Here is an 18,788-nt window from a genome sequence, read left to right as displayed (position 1 = left end):
AGACTCCGGGGGCGCGTACGCAAACGGCCGGTAAGCAGGCTACCGCAGGATGGCCGACAGAGCACATCCGGGTGTCATCACCCGCTGGTCAGCCCCCTGGCCCTGCTGTACGCGTCGAGCACCGCGAGGCACAGCGGTATGAGGGACAACAATACGGCGCCCTCGGTGAGATCGAGCACCCGGCCCCAGAACGGGGTGAGACCGGCGCGCGGCACGACCAGGGCGATGCCGGCCAGGACGGCCGCGGCGGCCGTGAGAGCGGCGGCGAGCCAGACCGTTCGCAGGTCCGGTGAGCCGCCGTCGGCCGTCGGGGCCGCGTCCGAGGCGAAGCCGACGACCAGCAGCACCAGGGACACCAGGCCGGCCGTCAGCAGCACGGAGACCTGCACCGCGTAACGGAACAGCCGGGCCCGGGTGAGCAGCGCGACGGCGGTGGCCAGCGCGAGGAGCCTGCCCCAGCCGTCCTCGGAGAAGCCGAGCACGCCCGCGGAGACGGTCGCGAGGACGGCGCAGCCGCCGGTGAGCCCGAGCAGCAGCTGGTGGCCGCGGCGGGCCTGGGCGGCGACGCGTTCGGTGTCCACCGGCGGGCTCTGCGTCCTGGCCTGCTCCGGGTCGGCCGCGTCGTAGCCCGGCTGCGGCGCGGTGTACCCGATGGGCAGGCGCACCAGGCTCGCGGACAGGGCGGGCAGGAAGCCCAGGGCGCCGAGGGCGACGGGCGCGCACACGGCGGCGGTGTCGACCGGGTGCGCCCCGGTGAGGATGGCGACGAACGTCGCGAGCGCGCCGAGCGTCGCGGCGAACGCGCTCGCGGTGAACCACGCCGCGGCTTCCGGCATCGCGGCGACCAGCAGCACGGAGACCAGGACCGCGGCCACGCAGCCGAGCAGCAGTTCGAGGCGGCCCACGCCGTGCCCGTCGTCGAGCGGCAGCGCGCCGGTGCCCGCGACCAGGGCGTTCGGCAGGGCCGCGAGGCCGAACGCGACGGCGGCGGCCCGGTCGTCGTAGACGCGGGCCCGCACGACGGCGAAGGCCACCAGGAGCACGGCCACCACCCCGGCGATCACCCCGGGCAGGCCGTGCATCTCGTGCCGCCGCGGTTCCCCGTACCACAGCACCAGGGCCACCAGCGCGCCGAGGCAGCCGGCGGCGGTCAGGCCCGCCAGGCGCAGCATGCGGTCCTGCCACAGCCTGCGGTCCCCCGCGACGGCGTCGGCCACCGCGTCGGTGACGTCGTCGTGCACGGGCGGCGGCAGGGAGTCGGCGAAGGGGCGCAGGGCCAGCACCTCGCCGTCGAGCACCCGTTGTCCCGCCAGGGTTCCGGCGCCGTCGAGCACCGTGCCGTCCGGGCGCACCAGGTGGTACCCCACGGGGGCACCGGGCTCAGGCGTCGCGCCCGTCAGGCGCAGGATCTCCGGGAACAACTCGGCGAGCGGGAAGTCCTCCGGCAGGGCCATGTCGATGCGGCTGTCGGGCGCGGCGATGGTGACGCGGCAGAAGCCGACGTTCGCGGTCGTGCTCACGGTGTTGCTCCCCTCCCCAATGTGCACGGACTGCGGCGGCCACCCTACCCGGCGTGGTGTCGGAGGCGCCCACTAGGATCGGCACAGCGCGTCACCGGTCAGTGGCGCGCGGCTTTTCCGGGGGGTATTCCGATGGGCCAGATCGTCGTCAAACGTCCGCCGCGCGCCCTGCCAGAGCAGGCCCCAGGGACCGCGGTCGAGCTGCTGCCACCGCCCGAGCTGCCGCAGGGGCAGCAGGAGGGCGTGCTGATGCAGATCGTGCCGATGCTCGGCATGGGATCGTCCGTGGTCTTCTTCTTCATGCCGAACGCCCACCCCTTCATGCGCATCATGGGCATGCTGATGCTGGTGTCCACGGTGGGCATGGTCGTGGCCATGATCGTGCGGTTCCGCCGCGGCACGCAAGGCCAGATGGCGCAGCTGCGCCGGGACTACCTGAAGTACCTGTCGCGCACGCGGCGCGCGGTCCGCGAGACGGCGCGGCGCCAGCGGGACGCCCAGCACTACCTGCACCCCGCGCCCGAGCAGCTGTGGGCGCTGGTCGCCGAGGGCAGCCGGGTGTGGGAGCGGCGGCCGGGCGAGGCCGACTTCGGCCAGGTGCGCCTCGGGCTCGGCGAGCACCAGCTCGCGACGCCGCTCGTGGCCCCGCAGACCGCGCCGGTCGAGGAGCTCGAACCGCTCACGGCGGGGGCCATGCGGCGGTTCCTCGACACGCACAGCACGGTGCAGGGCCTGCCGATGGCGGTGTCGCTGCGCAGCTTCTACCGCTTGGTGGTCAAGGGCGACGCGGCAACCGCACGCGGGGTGGCGCGCGCGCTGGTCGGTTCGCTGACCGCGCTGCACTCGCCCGAGGACGTGACGCTCGCCGTGGCGGCCTCGGCGGATGCGGCGGGGCACTGGGAGTGGACGAAGTGGCTGCCCCACGCGCAGTTGCCCGCGCTGGACGGGGCCGGCACCCGCCGGCTGTTCGGCGGCAGCGTGTCCGCGGTCGAACGGGACGTGGCCGGCCGGCTCGAAGGGCGGGGCAGGTTCTCACCGGGCGGCAAGCCGGTGCTGGACCAGCCGCACGTGCTCCTGGTGGTGGACGGCGAACGGGTGCCGCCCCACTCGGCGTTCGCCGCCGCCGAAGGGCTCCAGGGCGTGACGATCGTCGAGGTGCTGCCCGGGGACCGGGACGCGGGCCGGGGCGGCCTGTCGGTCGAGTGCGCCCCGGGGCTGCTCAGGCTCCAGGCGCAGGACGGCGCGGTGTTCGAGGGCGAGCCGGACGTGCTGTCGCCCGAGGCGGCCGAGGCGCTGGCCCGGCAGCTGGCGCCGCTGCGGCTGAGCACGGCGGCGGACGAGGAGGAGCCGCTGCTGGCCGAGCTGGACTTCGCGGAGCTGCTCGGCCTCGGGGACCCGGCTTCCGTCGATGTCGCCAGGACCTGGCGACCGCGGTCGGCCGGCGAGCGGCTGCGGGTGCCGATCGGCGTCGACGAGGAGGGCCAGCCGGTGATGCTGGACCTCAAGGAGGCGGCGCAGGAGGGCATGGGTCCGCACGGTCTGTGCGTGGGGGCGACCGGTTCCGGCAAGTCGGAGCTGCTGCGCACCCTGGTGCTCGGTCTCGCGGTCACCCACACGTCGGAGACGCTGAACTTCGTGCTGGCCGACTTCAAGGGCGGCGCCACGTTCACGGGCATGGCCGCGCTTCCGCACGTGTCGGCCGTGATCACGAACCTGGCGGACGACCTGACCCTGGTCGACCGCATGGGCGACTCCATCCGCGGCGAGTTGCAGCGCCGGCAGGAGCTGCTGCGGAACGCGGGCAACTACGCCAACCTGCACGACTACGAGCGGGCACGCGCGGCGGGCGCGCCGCTCGAACCGCTGCCCTCGCTCGTGCTCGTCATCGACGAGTTCAGCGAGCTGCTGACCGCGAAGCCGGATTTCATCGACATGTTCATCCAGATCGGCCGCATCGGACGGTCCCTGGGCGTGCATCTGCTGCTGGCCTCGCAGCGACTTGAGGAAGGCCGCCTCAAGGGGCTGGACACCTACCTCTCCTACCGGATCGGGCTGCGCACCTTCTCCGCCGCCGAGTCCAGGACCGCGATCGGTGTGCCGGACGCGTACCACCTGCCGCAGGTGCCCGGCTCGGGTCTGCTCAAGTCGGGTACCGACCAGATGACGCGGTTCAAGGCCGCCTACGTGTCCGGCCCGTACCGGAAGCCCTCGGAACGGTCGGCGTCCTCGGGGCCGCGTCCCGTGCACCGCCGGCCGGTGCTCTTCACCGCCGCGCCGGTGGAGGTGCGGTACGCCGAGCCGACCGCCGACCCGCGCCGACCGGACGACGGCGGAACGGCGGCCGACGACCCGCTGGCCGAGTCGGTGCTCGACGTCATCGTCCGCAGGGTCGAGGGGCAGGGGCCGGCCGCCCACCAAGTGTGGCTGCCACCGCTGGACTCGGCGGTGCCTTTGGACGCGCTGTTCCCCGAGCTGCGCGTCGTCGACGGCCTGGGCCTGCGGGCGAGTGGCGAATCCGGTGGCCTCAGCGTTCCGCTCGGTGTGGTGGACAAGCCGTTCGAGCAGCGGCGGGAGCCGTTCGTCCGGGACTTCTCCGGGGCCGGTGGGCACATGCTGATCGTCGGCGGCCCCCAGTCGGGCAAGTCGACGCTGCTCCGCACCCTCGTCACGGCGTTCGCCGTGACGCACACACCGGAGGAGGTGCAGTTCTACGGGCTGGACTTCGGTGGCGGCGGGCTCGCTTCCGTCACGGACCTGCCGCATGTCGGCGGTGTCGCGTCCCGGCTGGACCCGGACCGGGTGCGGCGGGCGGTCTCGGAGGTCGCCGGCGTGATGGCGAGGCGCGAGGAGCTGTTCCGCCGGCAGGGCATCGACTCCATCGGCACCTACCGGCGCATGCGCGCGGCGGGGCAGTTGCCGCACGAGGCGTGGGGTGACGTCTTCCTCCTGATCGACGGATGGGCGTCGTTCAAGCAGGACTACGACATGACGCTGGAGCCGGTCATCACGGACATCGCCTCCCGCGGCCTCGGCTACGGCATCCACCTGGTCGTGACGGCGTCCCGCTACATGGAGATCCGTCCGGCCCTCAAGGACCAGCTGACCAACCGCGTCGAGCTGCGCCTGGGTGACACCCTCGACTCGGACTTCGACCGCAAGGTGGCCGCGGCCGTGCCGACGGGCATGCCGGGGCGGGGGCAGACCCCCGACAAGATGCACTGGATGGCGGCGCTCCCCCGGGCCGACGGCGCGGCTCGCGCCGAGGACCTCGCGGAGGGCACGGCCGCCCTCGTCGAAGCCGTCCGGGCCGCCTGGAGCGGGGCACGGGCGCCGGCCGTGCGCATGCTGCCCGAGCGGCTGTCCGCGAGCGAGCTGCCCAAGGGCTTCGAACGTCCCGAGTCCGGCATCGCGATCGGCGTCGGCGAGACCGATCTGGAGCCGGTGTTCATCGATTTCGAACGCGATCCGTTCCTGTTGATCATCGGCGAGAGCGAGTCGGGCAAGTCGGCGGCGTTGCGCCTCATCATGCGGAAGCTGACGGAGCGCTACTCGCCCGAGGACGTGCGTTTCATCGTCACGGACTACCGGCGGGCCCTGATGGCCGCGGCTCCGCAGGAGTACATCGCCAGCTACTCGACGACAGAGGCCCGGCTGACTCAGGATGTCGTCTCCCTGAACAAGATCTTCGAGAAGCGGGCGCCGACGGAGGACATCAGCGTCGAGGAGCTGCGCTCGCGCAAGTGGTGGAAGGGCCCGCGGCTCTTCGTCCTGGTCGACGACTACGACCTGGTCGCGAGCAGCACCAGGAACCCGCTCAGCCACCTGGCCGAGCACCTGCCCTACGCCAGGGATGTCGGCGTCAACTTCGTGATCGCGCGCGGCACGGCCGGTATCTCCCGCGCCATGTTCGAGCCGTTCGTGCAACGGCTGCGGGAGTTGGGCGGGCAGGGGCTGATCCTGTCCGGGGATCCGAAGGAGGGGGAGATCTTCCCCTCGGTGCGGGCCCGTGTCCTGCCGCCCGGTCGGGCCCAGTTCGCCTCGCGCCGCCGCGGTCGCCCTCTGGTGCAACTGGGCTGGCTCCCCGAGGAGTAGCCGATCCCAACGCCTGTGGGGGCGGTGCCGACCTACGGTCGGCACCGCCCCCACAGGCTTCCTCGGCCGACTCGCGGCCGAACCATCTACGTCATGCGCTTGCGGCGGTTGAACACCATGGCCGCGGCGACACCGCCCAGGACCACGACACCGACGACACCGGCCAAAGCCAGCGGCCCCGCACCACCACCGCCCTCACCGCTCGCCGCCCCGGCCCCGGCCTCCGCCAAAGGAACTTCCAGTACGTCGCCGCCCTCTCCACGAGCCCCCTGGGGCTCGGGCGCGGCCTCAGGCTCCGGCTCGGGCTCCGGCTCGGGAGACGCCGGCGGATCAAGCGCGGCCTCGTACTCCTCGAACAACGGATTGACATCCGGATCCCCCGGATCACCCTCACCATCAAGAATCACCCGGTCCGGCCGCACCATCCCATAACCGACAAAGTCATCCCGCTCGGCACCCTCAGGCCCATCAGCCGTCTCCAACATCACCCGCAGAACCTGATTCTTCGTCCACTCCGGATGCGCCGACCAGATCAACGCAGCCGAAGCAGACGCAAGCGCGGTCGCAGAACTCGTCCCCCCGCGCTCCGAGATACACGCCGGCTGGTAACTGCCTCCCGGACAAGGGCCCGGCACCTCGTTACCCGGCGCAGCCAACGAAACCTGCGGGCCATAGGTCGAATAATCCACCCGCTCACCCCGCCGATCCACAGCCCCCACACCCACCACACCATCAAGCGCAGCGGGCACCATCACGGTGTTCGCACCCGCCCCCTCGTTTCCACTGCCCGCGAAAATCAACACATCATTGCGCGCGGCCAAGGCGATCGCTTCCTGCAACTCGGGCATTCCACCCAAGTCCGGCCCGGCCAAAGACATACTGATGATGTCGGCACCGGATTCCACTGCATACTCAATACCTTGAATCCACCATTCATGCTGATTGAAGTCATAGGCCCCTGTGTCCACTCGCACCGGCAGAATCTGCGCTTCCGGAACCAGCCCCGGAATCCCGCCTTCTGCGCCGGTTCCAGCGATCAGAGCCGACATCATCGTGCCATGGCCATCCACGTCTTCATGCGCCCCCTCAGCCCCGCGAGTGAAATCTGCCCCTTCCAGCACGCGGCCCTCCAGAGAGGGCAACGAAGCCCGAGTCCCAGTATCCAGCACGGCGACCGTCACACCTTCTCCCCGCGCCCGCTCCCACACCTCCCCCATGCGCATCGTGTCCATGTACCACGGTTCCTGCGGCCCCTCGGCAGCAGCCCCCGGCGCCAGCCAAACACCACCCAATGCCGCCCCGGCTAGCAGGAAGGAAACACTTGCAACGCGCCCGAGAGGCGTGGAAGACAGAGGAAGCATCAGATTCAGCAATCCCTTTCCTGCCGCTCACGGTCCCTGCGCTTCGGCCGACGCCGACGACCACGTCCCAACATCACAGGACGTCCTGTGATTCCCTGGCCTGACGCCGACCCATCATTCGAACGGCCACCGGGCACGCCCACTCGTTTCCCAGCTGTATCTGCACCAGCCGTCCTCACATCGCCGACCCCAGCAATAGGCCGACTGACCAGAGCGCCTCCAGGCCCACGCACCATCCCAGTCACCGGATCACGGACAGCTGAGGGCATGCCGGAACTCACTACCCCAGCCTGTGACACTCCACGCACCGGCACGCCCGCCGTGCGCGGCGCACCGCCCACGACCCCACTGTCCACGCGGCCCTGCGACACCCCACCGGACCCGATCGGCCCGTCAATCGAACCCACCGACGGCCGCGCGCCCACCAGTCCCTCACTCAACACACCAGGCGAAACGAAGCGAGAAGAATCCGCTCCCAGGCCGCGCGGAAAGGCACCAGCGTCCAGCGGCACCACAGGTCGCACACCTACCGGGCCCACCGGCCCCGAAGATCCCGCCCGCGTCCCACCGATCCCCGCCGACCCAGCCGGCCCGACACCGCCCCTGAACTGCGGCCCTACGCCCGGACCCGAAGACGGCCCATCTTCAAGTGCCGGAACAATCGGCCCTTGCTGCGCGGGTCCCACAGGCCCAACCGGAGCACGGACCTCAGCACTTGAGCCAAGCGAATCGAGGGAGGTACCAATCCGCTCATCAACCGGCGTAACCACCGATGTAACTGGCGCCGACGCAAACCCGCCCGCACGTTCGAGCGGACCGCTCACCTCGGAGACAGAAGCACCAACTACCTCCCCTGGCCCGGATTCCTGGCCTCCCGACACCGAACGGTCCCCCAATGCCAAGACGGAAGGAGGCCCTTGACTCGCACTCTCCATAGGCACAGCGGGCTGCGATTGTTCTTCCGGTGGCTGCACGTCTCGGCCCGTCAGTGGCGCGAAGCGGGGTTCGGGGGCGTGGTGCATCAGTTCGGCGGCGAACTGGTAGGAGGAGTCGAGGCGGTTCATCACCTGGATCGCTTCCTGCCGATCCAGCTCCGCCATCGTCTGATCGAACAGACCCGCCTCGGCCAACGGAACCAACGGCGCCGGACGCGTCGCCGGCATCGACGCCTGCGCCTCCGCCAAAGCCTGCCCCGCGACCTGCATCCCCTTCCCCACCGACGCCGCGAACTCGCTCAACGCCAAAGACTCCCGCCGGAAATGATCACCCCACGCGAGAATCGTCTCAGCAGCCAGCCCCTGCCACTCCATCCCCGCCACCCGCGCCGCCACCAGGTCCCCCACCTCCCGCAGCACCGGCGCCATCCGCAACAACATCTCAGCACGCGCCCACACACCCTCGGCATTCGCGCCCGAAATCATCGCCGCCAGATCAGCATGCGAACTCCCATAATGCCCACTCACGACACACCCTCCCCTCTCAATCCGCCACGACCGATGGAGCACGCATCGAACGGGCCATGACCTGCCTCGTCGGCTGCCGAGCTCACTCCTGACCGCTCTGCGCCTCAGCGCCGCCGTCTACGTCATGCGCTTGCGGCGGTTGAACACCACGGCCGCGGCAACACCGCCCAGGACCACGACACCGACCACACCGGCCAACGCCAGCGGCCCCGCACCACCACCGCCCTCACCGCTCGCCGCCCCGGCCCCGGCCAGAGGGACCTCCAACGCGTCGCCGCCCTCTCCACGAGCCCTCTCGGGCTCCGGCGCGGCCTCCGGCTCGGGTTCGGGAGACGCCGGCGGATCGAGCGCGGCCTCGTACTCCTCGAACAACGGATTGACATCCGGATCCCCCGGATCACCCTCACCATCGAGAATCACCCGGTCCGGCCGCACCATCCCGTAACCGACAAAGTCATCCCGCTCGGCACCCTCAGGCCCATCAGCCGTCTCCAGCATCACCCGCAGAACCTGATTCTTCGTCCACTCCGGATGCGCCGACCAGATCAACGCAGCCGAAGCAGACGCAAGCGCGGTCGCTGCACTCGTTCCTCCACGCTCCATGATGCAAGCAGGCTGATGACTCCCATCCGGACACCGCCCCGGCACCCCGTCCCCCGGCGCGGCCAACGCCACTTGCGGACCGTACGTCGAATAGTCCGCCCACCCGCCCTGCTGGCCCACAGCCCCCACACCCACCACACCATCAAGCGCAGCGGGCACCATCAGGGTGTTCGCACCATCGCCCTCATTTCCGCTCCCCGCGAAGATCAGGATGTCATTGCGCGCGGCCGACGCAATGGCCGCTTCCAACTCAGGGATACTGCCGAACTGCTCTTTCGCCAGCGAGATGCTGATGATGTCTGCACCTGATGAAATAGCGTACTCGATCGCTCTCGACCAGCGCTCTTCCAAGCCAAAGTCCACACTGGCGGCACTCACCCGGATAGGGAGAATTTGCACACTCGGGGCCAATCCCGCAATACCGTTCCCAGTGCCGCTTCCGGCGATGAGTCCGGCCATGATCGTTCCGTGCCCAGCCGTATCCGTATGCGCACTTTCACCACCGCGTGTGAGATCCACCCCTTCCAGGACTCGCCCCTCCAGGGTCGGCAGCGACGCGTCGACACCCGTGTCCAGCATCGCGACAGTGATTCCCTCTCCCTGTGCGCGCTGCCACACTTGATCCATGCGCATGGCATCCATGTACCAGGGGCTTCGTGTCTCTTCGGCCGTTGCCTGGGGGGCCACCACGCCCCCGCTCGCCAACAGGCCAACCAGGACGACACCCACTACTCGCTCACGTCGTGAGGCAGTGCGAGAAAGAGAAAACATGGATTCACGAGTCCTTGTTCCGTTGCTCGGTGCCTTCTCCCCGCACCTTGCGCCAGCGACGTGCCGCGCGCTGGGCAGGGCGGCCAGTAATGCCGACCCCTGCTGTCCTGGCGCTCCCTGGCATGGGTGTACCGGCTGCGTCGCCTTTCGGGCCGGGGGACGTTCGTGGTGATCCTGGCCCGTTCAGCCCTTGGCTGACAAGAGTGCCTCCGGGGCCGCGAACCACTCCAGTCGCTGGATCACGCCACGCCGGCCGTGTACCGGACCCGACGACTCCGGCAGAAGAAATGCCTCGGCCCCATGCATCCGGCGGCCGATGCGTACCGCCGACAATACCGGTGGTGGGCACGTTCTGAGGGGTTCCGCCGCCCGGAAAGCCAACAGCTGGGCGCCCGAACAGCGGTCCCTGAGACGTCCCTTCTCCCGCCCGTGTCGGAGAGGGACCGGTCACAGCAGCCTGAGGGCCCGCCGTTCCGGGCGTCGACCGCCCTTCCGCAAAAGGACGATCCCGCACAGCGAACGACCCGGGGGGCAAGACTCCATTACCCGGAGGAAGAGGCATGCCAGCTGAGCCAGGTCTCTGCTGGAATCCACTTCTCGGAGCCAGATGCAAACTGTCCAGTGTGCCCCCCGGCGACTCAGGGGTGCTGGAAAGAACCGGTTGTGTCGGCACAGGCGGGCTGTGCGGGTTGACGACGCCACTAGTCGAGTCGAGCGAAGTCCCAATACTGTCGTCAGCGGCGCGTGGGGGTGGCGCAACCCCCGGATCCCTGGCATGGACAGCCGAGTGATGACCGGACGTTCCGTCCAAGGCCTCGGGCGAAAGTCCATCCTGCCCACCGGCACGGTTGTTCAGCTCTTCGGGCATTCCCGAGAAAGACGCTACATACATAGCGCTGGGGACGGGAGCGTCTCTTCCGGGCCCCGCCCCGTTCGTTCCCTGCGGCGAAGTGCTCTCGGCTGGCAGCAGCACGCGATCACCACGCGCAAGGGGCTCAAAGCGAGGCTCGGGGGCGTGGTGCATCAGTTCGGCGGCGAACTGGTAGGAGGAATCGAGGCGGTTCATCACCTGAATCGCTTCCTGCCGATCCAGCTCCGCCATCGTCTGATCGAACAGACCCGCCTCGGCCAACGGAACCAACGGCGCCGGACGCGTCGCCGGCATCGACGCCTGCGCCTCCGCCAAAGCCTGCCCCGCGACCTGCATCCCCTTCCCCACCGACGCCGCGAACTCGCTCAACGCCAAAGACTCCCGCCGGAAATGATCACCCCATTCAAGAATCATCTCAGCAGCCAGCCCCTGCCACTCCATCCCCGCCACCCGCGCCGCCACCAGGTCCCCCACCTCCCGCAGCACCGGCGCCATCCGCAACAACATCTCAGCACGCGCCCACACACCCTCGGCATTCGCGCCCGAAATCATCGCCGCCAGATCAGCATGCGAACTCCCATAATGCCCACTCACGACACACCCTCCCCTCTCAATCCGCCACGGCCGAACCGCCGCCCCCGGGCGCCCTGCCTTCGGGCGTCGATCCCGGTGTCGTATACAGTTCGGTCATGCCAGCGACGATGTGATGGAGACGCTCGACCTGCTCCACCTCTGTGGCCTGGTAGTCGTTCTCCATCAGTGTCGTGGTGATGCCGAGCATTTCCATCGCGTCCTGCTGGACGCGCACGAAACTCTCCAGCCGGGCCCGCACTTCCTCGTAGCGCGTGAACAACGCCGCTGCCGCGGATGACTGGCCGAACTGGCCGGCTTCGGCGCTGAGCGCGTTGACCTGCTCCGGTGTCAGCCGGGAGTCGCGCAGTGATTCGAGCGCGGATTCCAGCCAGCCGACGAATTCGCTGAGTTCACCGTCCGGGAGAAACAAGTCAGGCTGACCTGCCGGCCGGTATGGATCGTCCGTCATTTCGCCCTCCCCTCCCACGGTGCCCCCTCAGTCACCGTGGGCCACCATCTTATGTCGGTCGCTTCGTACTGACGCAAGGCGGTCACACTGCGGAATCGCTCACAACTCCCCGGCGGAAACGCTCTCGACGAGAACCGCGAGCCGGCCCCCGACTCATGCCTGGAACGGCGCGCGCGGACCGGGACCGGAGCTGAGGCGACGCGGGCCGCCGACCGATGGCCGACGGCCCTGGTACTCACGCTGACGCGCCCGCTTCAGTAACCGAAGCGGCCGGCGCCCCGGACGTCGACGGCGCGGTAGCTCATCCCGGCGGTGTCCAGCGCGTTGCCGGTCTGCCCTAGAACGACGCGCAGCTTCTCCAGTTCCTCGGAGAACACCCGCATGTTCGCGTCGAACGCGGTGGCAGCGTTGCCGGTCCAGCCCTCCGCCACCCACCTCAGGGCGGCTTGCAGCGCCTCAAGCCGGGCCAGAAACGCCTGCTCCTCGGCACTCAGCCCTTCGGAACCGCCGCTGAGCGCGGCGTACCTCACACTGATGTCCGACATGAGCTGTCTCCTTCCTGTGTTCTGGTCAGTGTCCGGGAGCCGTTACGCGAGGTGCTCGAATCCGCGGCTCGACATGTTCGCGAGACCGGAGTGAGCACGCTGCATCTCGGCGATCTGCTCCTGCTCCTCGTTCGTGAAGTCGTCCCGGCTCAGCTGCACCAACTCGCGCATGTTGCGCAACGCCGTGATCAGGCGGTCGAGGTTGAGCGACACGTCGCCCTGCCCGGAGGCGAACTGCCGTGCCGCGTCCCCGGCCCACCCCGCGGACACCTGCGCGTTGGCCTCCGAGATCTTGCCTCGGCTCCGGTTCAGCAACTCGACCTCCTGGTCGAGCGAGTTGAGCAACGTCCGGATGGTTTCATCGCTCTTCCGGAGATCGCCATCCGGCAATGCGTCGGACATTCCGTCCCTCCCCAATGGATTTCATCTGCTCACCGTTGTCGTCGTACGCCCGGCGGTGCCGAGCGATACGACCACTGATCCCTGACAGGTCCCGGTCCCGCACCGTGCCTCTGCCGGCGCGTTCTCCACCGCCCGCCTGGTTTTCCCGCTGCCGCGACCTGCACGATCAACGACATATCTCGGCATCGGCTCGGGCCTCGCCCGGAGTTCCGCCGATCGGGACACTCGACTTCATCCGTCTCACGAGGGCGAGGCAACGCGTCGGAATCGCTTCGGACCGACCTTCCGGACGGTATGCGTTCTCCGGCATCCCACCCCCTTCCAGCGGCGCCCCCTCAGTCACCGTGGAGTACCCATCCTATGCCGATCACTCCGCATTGATGCAAGGTGGTCACACTGCGGAATCGCTCACAAGTCCTTTGGCCGGACGGATTATCGGCCCACTCGGCGCGATCGGCGGCGCCAGTCGCGGTGGATGAGTGCCGCGCCCGCGAGGGCCGCGACCAGGACGGTTCCGGTCAGGATGACGAAGGTGCCCAGCCGTTCCGCGCGTTCCGCGTGGGTCTCCCCCAGGCTCAGCTCCGGGACCTCGGGGGCGGGGGGTGCGGGAGCGGGCGGGTCGGGGACCGGAGCGTCCGCCGGGTCGCCGCCGGCCTCGCGCAGGGCCCGGACGGGATCGACCACACCCCAGCCGGTGAGCGGATCGGGGCCGGGCGCGGCCCGTTCCGCGGTCTGCTGGAGGTGGGCGACGACCTCCCGGGCGCTCCAGTCCGGACGCGCGGCGCGCAGCAGGGCGGCGGAGCCGGAGACGTAGGGCGCGGCGAAGCTCGTGCCGCTGTCGACGCACTGGCCGCCGCCGGGGACGGTGGAGACCATGTCGACGCCCGGCGCGGCGATGCCGACGAAGTCGCCCGACTGGGAGAACGGCGCCCGTTCGTTGTTGCGGTCCGACGCGGCGACGGCCAGGACTCCTTCGTAGGCGGCGGGGTAGGTGCGCCGCCGCTCGCCGTCGGCTCCCTCGTTGCCGACCGAGGCGACGACCACGATGTCCGCGTCGAGTGCCTCCCGCACGGCGACTTCGAGCGCGGAGCCCTCGCCCGGCGGCGCCTCGGTGTCCTGGGAGACGTTGATGATGTCCACGTCCTGGGCCACCGCGTGCCGGATGGCGGCGGCGAGGGTGGCGACGTTGCTGCTGCCGTCGGCGTTGTTCTGGCGGATGGGGACGATGGTCGCCTCGGGGGCGAGGCCCACGAATCCGGTGTCCGGGTGCGCGCGGGCCGCGATGATGCCCGCGACCTTGGTGCCGTGCCCGACCGTGTCGGTGGTGCTGTCGCCGTCCGCGTCCGTGAGATCGGCGCCGCGGTCGGCGGCGACGGCGTCGGCGAGCTGCGGGTTGGTGACGTCCACGCCGCTGTCGATGACGGCGACGCTGACGCCGGCACCCTTCGTGTGCTCCCACGCCTGGTCGAGCAGGAGGCGCTGGAGTGCCCAGGGGCGTTCCGCTATGGGTTCCGCGGGGAAGGTGCACCGGCCGCCGTCGGCCTGTGCGGCGCGGGCTCCCGTGAACGCGACGAGGCCGGTCATGACCAGTGCGACGCCCGCGCGCAGCGGTCGGTGCGGCTGGTGAACGCGCATGTCACGACCCCTGCGGCTGCTTGGCGCCCGCGGTGTCGAGGCGCGGTCCCGTGGGCAGGAACTGCGACCAGGCCGCGGGTACGGGCACGGGCGTGACGTCGCCGTAGCCCAGGCGCAGGTGGGCCTGGTCGGCCTCGTCGCCGGTGGCGGTCGCCTGGACCGGGTAGCGCAGTCCCGTGTCGGTGACGAGGAAGACGCTGCCGGCCTCGGCCTGTTCGCCCTGGACCTGGCGGTACAGGAGTCCGGAGCCCGGTGTGACGTAGGCGTTCGCGGAGCCGGAGGCGATGGTCGCCGGGTAGGCCTCACCGGCCCAGGTGGCGAGTTCCGTGCTGCCGTCCTCGGCGTCGACGCCGAGGAGGACGGAGCAGAGAGCGTTCCGTCCGCCGCCGTTGACCTGGTCGGGGACGGCCTCGGGCCAGTCGGCGTCGAGGCTCTCCTCGGCGGGGCCCGGGGTGAAGCTCTGGGCGCCCATGTCCATGGCGGTGTTGTTCTGGTTGAGCACGTCGGTGGCCGGGTGGTTGAGCGTGAGGTGGGCGGTGAGGTCGGAGACGGGGACGACTTCGCCCGGCAGGACGACGTAGTGCTGCGGCCCCGCGCCGGTGGGGGCGCGCAGGACCGTGCCGACCACGTCGGCCTCGGCGGCGAGTCCCGGGACCCCGGCGCGGGTGCCGACGGAGGGCGGCAGGGCGGGGAACGCGAGGGGGTCGCCCTCGTCGAACGTCGCGAGCCACGCGTCGGTCACCGGCTGCGGGGCGCCGCGGGTGAGGAGGCGCAGCAGCGTGTCGCGGGCCTGCGGGTCCTCCTCGCCGATCGGATATCTCCTGCCGGAGCCGTCGATCAGGTACTGGGTGCCGTCCTCGCCCCGCACGTGCAGGGCCTCGCGGCCGGTCAGGCGCCCCTCGCCGTCCACCCGCCCGGCGTCGCGGTCGCCGAGGACGAACGCCGCCTGCTGCACCGCCGTGCCGTCTCCGCCGGGCTGCTGGCAGACCGCCCAGCGCTTGGCCTCGGCCACGTCGCCCGGCGCGGGCAGGCGGTCGGGCGCGTAGGGGATGCCGAGGGTGGGGCCGCGGGGGACGCGCCCGCTGTCCAGTTCGCTCTCGTCGACGTCGACGATGCTGAGGTCGTCGGTGTCGTCGAGGAGGAGGCGGGCCGAGGAGAGGTTGAGGACGGGGTGGAGCTGGGCCCGCCCGCCGGTCTCCAGGACCACGTAGCGGGTGGTGGAGTCGCTGCCGATGATGACGTGGCGCCCGGGCTCGTCCCAGTTCTCGGGCACGGACGGGCGGAACATGCCCCACGCCCCGAACCCGGCCAGGATCAGCGCCCCCACGACGGCCCCGGGCACGACGGCGCGCAGCGGCCGTGGCGCGCCCTCCTCGGTCACGGTCGGCGCGGGTTGCAGGAACGCTGCGACCGTCCGCCGTTTGGCGAACGTGTAGGCGTTCAGTTCGTCCTTGCGCGATGCCATGGGCGACCGCTCCCCCCTGCCGGTGACCGGTTGTCGGACCGAGGTCCTACTATGCCGGGTGATGCTTCGGTTACCGTCAGGAGGGGGCTTGATGAGGACGGACGCGGCGAACGACGCGTCACGTGGCCAGGACGCCCCGGAGCGGGGCGTGGTGCCGCGGGCGCTTTCCGGGCCGGGCGGCACGCTGCCGCTGGGGGCCCTGCTGTGCGTCCAGGCCGCGGGCGCGTTGGTGTGGGGCGGCTGGGCGGCGGGGAGTTGGGGGGTCGTCGCGCTCGCCGCGCTGCCGGTGGGCCTGCTCGTGCTCGCGGTGGTCGCGTGGCGGCGGGGGGAGCCGCTGCCGGCGTGGGCCGCGTCCTGGCTGGCGCTGCGGCGCCAGCGGCGGCAGGCGGCGCGGGCGTCGGGTTCCGGGGGCGATCCGCTGTTCGCGCTGGCCGAGGAGTGCCGTCCCGGTCTTGAGACGTTCGCGTTCGCGGCGCGCGGCGGCCGTGACGGGAGGGAGCGGCGCGAGGTGGGCATGGCGGCGGCCGGCGGCACGCTGACGGCGGTGCTGCGGGTGGAGGCGACGCACGCGCCGCTCCAGCCGGGGCGGGCGGCGCGGCCACTGCCGCTGTCGTTGCTGTTCGACGCGCTGCACACGGACGGGATACGGCTGGACGCGGTGCAGACGGTGCAGTACACGCAGCCGGCGCCGACCCCGGTGCTGCCGGACCGGTCGGTCGCGGGGACGAGTTACGCGCTGGTGCAGGGCCAGGAGGACGCCCCGGCGCTGCGGCTCACCTGGGTCGCGCTGCGGCTCGACCCGGAGCTGTGCCCGGGGGCGGTGGCGGAGCGCGGCGGCGGGCTGGTGGGTGCTCAGCGGTGTCTGACGCGGGCGGCCGACCAGTTGGCGAGCAGGCTGGCCGGTGCGGGGTTCACGGCGACGGTCCTCTCGGAGGCGGAGTTGCTCTCGGCCGTCGCGGCGTGCGCGAGTTCGAGCCCGGCGGCGACGGCGCTGGTGGGGCAGGGGGACGGGCCGCGCGCGCGGCGTACGGAGGAGGGGCAGCGGGTGTGGCGGTGCGACGACCGGTGGCACACCACGTTCGAGGTGACGCGCTGGCCTGTGCTCGGGCCCGGAGCGACGCCGCTTCCCGGCCTGGTGGCGCTGCTGACGTCGCTGCCCGCGTTCGCCACCACGTTCGCGCTGACGCTCAGGGGCCAGGGCAGGCAGTCCGCCGTGCTGAGCGGGCATGTGCGGATCACCGGCCGCGCGGAGGGTGAAGTGCAGGCGGCAGGACGGGAGTTGCTGCGCGCCGCGCGGGGGGCGCGGCTGGTGCTCGCCAGGATGGACCGCCGGCAGCTGCCGGGGGTGCAGGCCACGCTGCCGCTGGGCGGTGCGCGCTGATGGGCCGCTCGGGGCACGTGCTCTCGGCGGCGGAGCTTTCGGCGCTCTCGCTGCCCGTGGGGGACGACGGGATCATCATCGGCGTGGACAGCCGGTCGCGGCCCGCGGTCCTCGGCATCCACCGTCCGGTGCCGTTCGACATGGTGCTGATCGGCGGCCTGTGGACGGCGCAGGTGCTGGCGCTGCGCGCCGTCGCGACGGGCGCGCGGGTGGTGGTGGAGACCGGGCGCCCGCGCCTGTGGGCCCGGCTGGCACAGGCCGCGAACGGCGGCCTTGAGTGCATGACGCTGCACGACGTGGGCCGGGTGCCGCCGGTGGGCGCGGCGTTGGGCAGCCCGGTGCTCGTGGTGCGGGACTGCGGGACGAGGCCGCCGCGCAGCCGGGTGGCCTCGGCGCCGTGGCAGCCTGTGCTGACGCTGCTGCCGTATCTGAGTCAGGCCACGCACCGGCTCGTGGAACGGGCCTCGCTGGTCGGGGTGCAGCAGATCTCGCCGGAGGAGGCGCGCGTCGTGGGCCGGATCCTGGCGCTGCCCGAGGTGCAGGCGGGGGCGTTGCCGACGTTCGCGGAGAACGCGACGCTGTGGTGCACGCGTTCGGCGCGGCGGCTGGTGCGGCTGGTGCCGACGGACAGCGAGGTGGGGCTGCTCGGCGCCCCGAGCCGTTTGGACCGGACGACGGAATGACCGGGGCGCGAAGACTTATGCTGCTGGCGTGACTTCACCACAGCAGGGGCTCAGCCCGCGCCAGGCCAGGCGGCTGCGCATGGCGATCGCGGGGTGCGCGATGACGGCCATGGCCGTCGTGCTCGTCATGCAGCTGGGCGACGGTTCGTCCCTGCGGTCCGTCGGCCTGTACGGGGCGGCGTTCGTCCTGTCCGGCGCGGTGATCGAGATGAGCCGCCGCGGTCGCACCCGGCTCGGCATGGCCGTACTCGTCGCCGGTTTCGTGCTGTTGCTCGGCGCGGACTGGTGGTTGCGGGGGCGGTGAAGGCGCGGTCCTGGCCCGTACTCGCGCCGGTGCGCCGCGTTACGATCGCGGGCACGCATTCGTTGTGCTTTCGATGTGCCGCCGACCGAAGGGATGCACGGCTCATGGCCGCCACCGAGACACCGGAAGAGATCGCCGCGCGGAAGGAACGCGAGAAGGACGAGCTGTACTCGCTCGACATTTCGGGCGTGGAGTGGCTGAGCGCGCCGGGCGGGCCCGAGGACGAGAAGGTGGAGATCGCGTACCTGCCCGGTGGGGGCGTGGGCATGCGGAATTCCAAGGACCCCGACACCGTGCTGCGGTTCACGGCCGCGGAGTGGGAGGCGTTCGTCCTGGGCGCACGGGACGGGGAGTTCGACATCGACGTGCCGGACTCGCAGACCCGGTAGGGATGTTGGCCGGGTGAACGGCCGGGCCGCGCGGCCGGGCGCCGCGTTGCCCGCCCGTTCCGGCAGGGCCGGGCCGCGCGGCCCCACGCCGGGCACCGCGGCGTTTTGTCCTGCTTCGCGCGGCGGTCGGCCGGGGGGCACGCGGGGAGGACTAGGGCGAGTTCGCCCATGGCGTTTAGGGTGAGGGTGGGCGCGTGAGACGTGCCCCGGCAACGACCTGTGTCCGCACCCGGGGAACCGTCCGGGTGACGGGGCCCGGCC

At 71.1% G+C, this 18,788-nt stretch carries 13 protein-coding genes; 5 read left to right on the top strand and 8 right to left on the bottom strand.

Annotation, left to right across the window (positions count from 1 at the left end):
- Nucleotides 1–77: 77 nt before the first annotated feature.
- Nucleotides 78–1,520: a type VII secretion integral membrane protein EccD gene (eccD, locus tag LC193_RS24300; RefSeq protein ID WP_226077441.1), complete on the bottom strand. Its 1,443-nt coding sequence runs from the start codon at nucleotides 1,518–1,520 to the stop codon at nucleotides 78–80.
- Between the two features lie 132 nt (nucleotides 1,521–1,652).
- Here eccD and eccCa point away from each other — a divergent pair, with 132 nt between their 5' ends.
- Complete coding sequence (eccCa, locus tag LC193_RS24295) at nucleotides 1,653–5,612, top strand: type VII secretion protein EccCa (protein WP_226077440.1); 3,960 nt, start codon at nucleotides 1,653–1,655, stop codon at nucleotides 5,610–5,612.
- A gap of 86 nt (nucleotides 5,613–5,698) precedes the next feature.
- Here the strand turns inward: eccCa and LC193_RS24290 are convergent, their stop codons facing one another.
- The 7 genes from LC193_RS24290 to eccB all read right to left on the bottom strand — a co-directional run bounded on the left by LC193_RS24290 (nucleotide 5,699) and on the right by eccB (nucleotide 15,770).
- On the bottom strand, nucleotides 5,699–6,844 hold the full coding sequence (locus LC193_RS24290; protein WP_226077439.1) for a S8 family serine peptidase: 1,146 nt from the start codon (nucleotides 6,842–6,844) through the stop codon (nucleotides 5,699–5,701).
- Between the two features lie 1,709 nt (nucleotides 6,845–8,553).
- Nucleotides 8,554–9,681, bottom strand: a complete 1,128-nt coding sequence (locus tag LC193_RS24280; protein WP_226077438.1) for a S8 family serine peptidase — start codon at nucleotides 9,679–9,681, stop codon at nucleotides 8,554–8,556.
- Nucleotides 9,682–11,291: 1,610 nt separating this feature from the next.
- Nucleotides 11,292–11,723 (bottom strand): hypothetical protein, encoded by a 432-nt coding sequence (locus tag LC193_RS24275; RefSeq protein ID WP_226077437.1) that lies wholly within the window; start codon nucleotides 11,721–11,723, stop codon nucleotides 11,292–11,294.
- A gap of 254 nt (nucleotides 11,724–11,977) precedes the next feature.
- The gene (locus LC193_RS24270; RefSeq protein WP_226077436.1) at nucleotides 11,978–12,268 is read right to left on the bottom strand and encodes a WXG100 family type VII secretion target; all 291 of its coding nucleotides are present in this window, start codon (nucleotides 12,266–12,268) and stop codon (nucleotides 11,978–11,980) included.
- 42 nt (nucleotides 12,269–12,310) lie between these two features.
- Nucleotides 12,311–12,613, bottom strand: coding sequence for a hypothetical protein (locus tag LC193_RS24265; protein ID WP_226077435.1), 303 nt, complete (start codon nucleotides 12,611–12,613; stop codon nucleotides 12,311–12,313).
- Between the two features lie 489 nt (nucleotides 12,614–13,102).
- Nucleotides 13,103–14,305: a type VII secretion-associated serine protease mycosin gene (gene mycP / locus LC193_RS24260; RefSeq protein WP_226077434.1), complete on the bottom strand. Its 1,203-nt coding sequence runs from the start codon at nucleotides 14,303–14,305 to the stop codon at nucleotides 13,103–13,105.
- Between the two features lies 1 nt (nucleotide 14,306).
- Nucleotides 14,307–15,770, bottom strand: coding sequence for a type VII secretion protein EccB (eccB, locus tag LC193_RS24255; RefSeq protein WP_226077433.1), 1,464 nt, complete (start codon nucleotides 15,768–15,770; stop codon nucleotides 14,307–14,309).
- A 91-nt stretch (nucleotides 15,771–15,861) separates the two neighbouring features.
- Here eccB and eccE point away from each other — a divergent pair, with 91 nt between their 5' ends.
- The 4 genes from eccE to LC193_RS24235 all read left to right on the top strand — a co-directional run bounded on the left by eccE (nucleotide 15,862) and on the right by LC193_RS24235 (nucleotide 18,527).
- Entirely contained in the window at nucleotides 15,862–17,151 is a 1,290-nt protein-coding gene (gene eccE / locus LC193_RS24250; protein ID WP_226077432.1) for a type VII secretion protein EccE, read from the top strand.
- Nucleotides 17,151–17,834, top strand: coding sequence for a hypothetical protein (locus LC193_RS24245; RefSeq protein WP_226077431.1), 684 nt, complete (start codon nucleotides 17,151–17,153; stop codon nucleotides 17,832–17,834). Before eccE ends, LC193_RS24245 begins: the two co-directional genes overlap by 1 nt.
- A 28-nt stretch (nucleotides 17,835–17,862) precedes the next feature.
- Nucleotides 17,863–18,138, top strand: coding sequence for a hypothetical protein (locus tag LC193_RS24240; RefSeq protein ID WP_086157693.1), 276 nt, complete (start codon nucleotides 17,863–17,865; stop codon nucleotides 18,136–18,138).
- A gap of 104 nt (nucleotides 18,139–18,242) precedes the next feature.
- On the top strand, nucleotides 18,243–18,527 hold the full coding sequence (locus LC193_RS24235; RefSeq protein ID WP_226077430.1) for a DUF397 domain-containing protein: 285 nt from the start codon (nucleotides 18,243–18,245) through the stop codon (nucleotides 18,525–18,527).
- Nucleotides 18,528–18,788 lie beyond the last annotated feature (261 nt).

The sequence above is a fragment of the Streptomyces marincola genome, assembly GCF_020410765.1.
Taxonomy (GTDB): domain Bacteria; phylum Actinomycetota; class Actinomycetes; order Streptomycetales; family Streptomycetaceae; genus Streptomyces; species Streptomyces marincola.
This window is presented reverse-complemented; position numbering and strand designations above follow the sequence as displayed.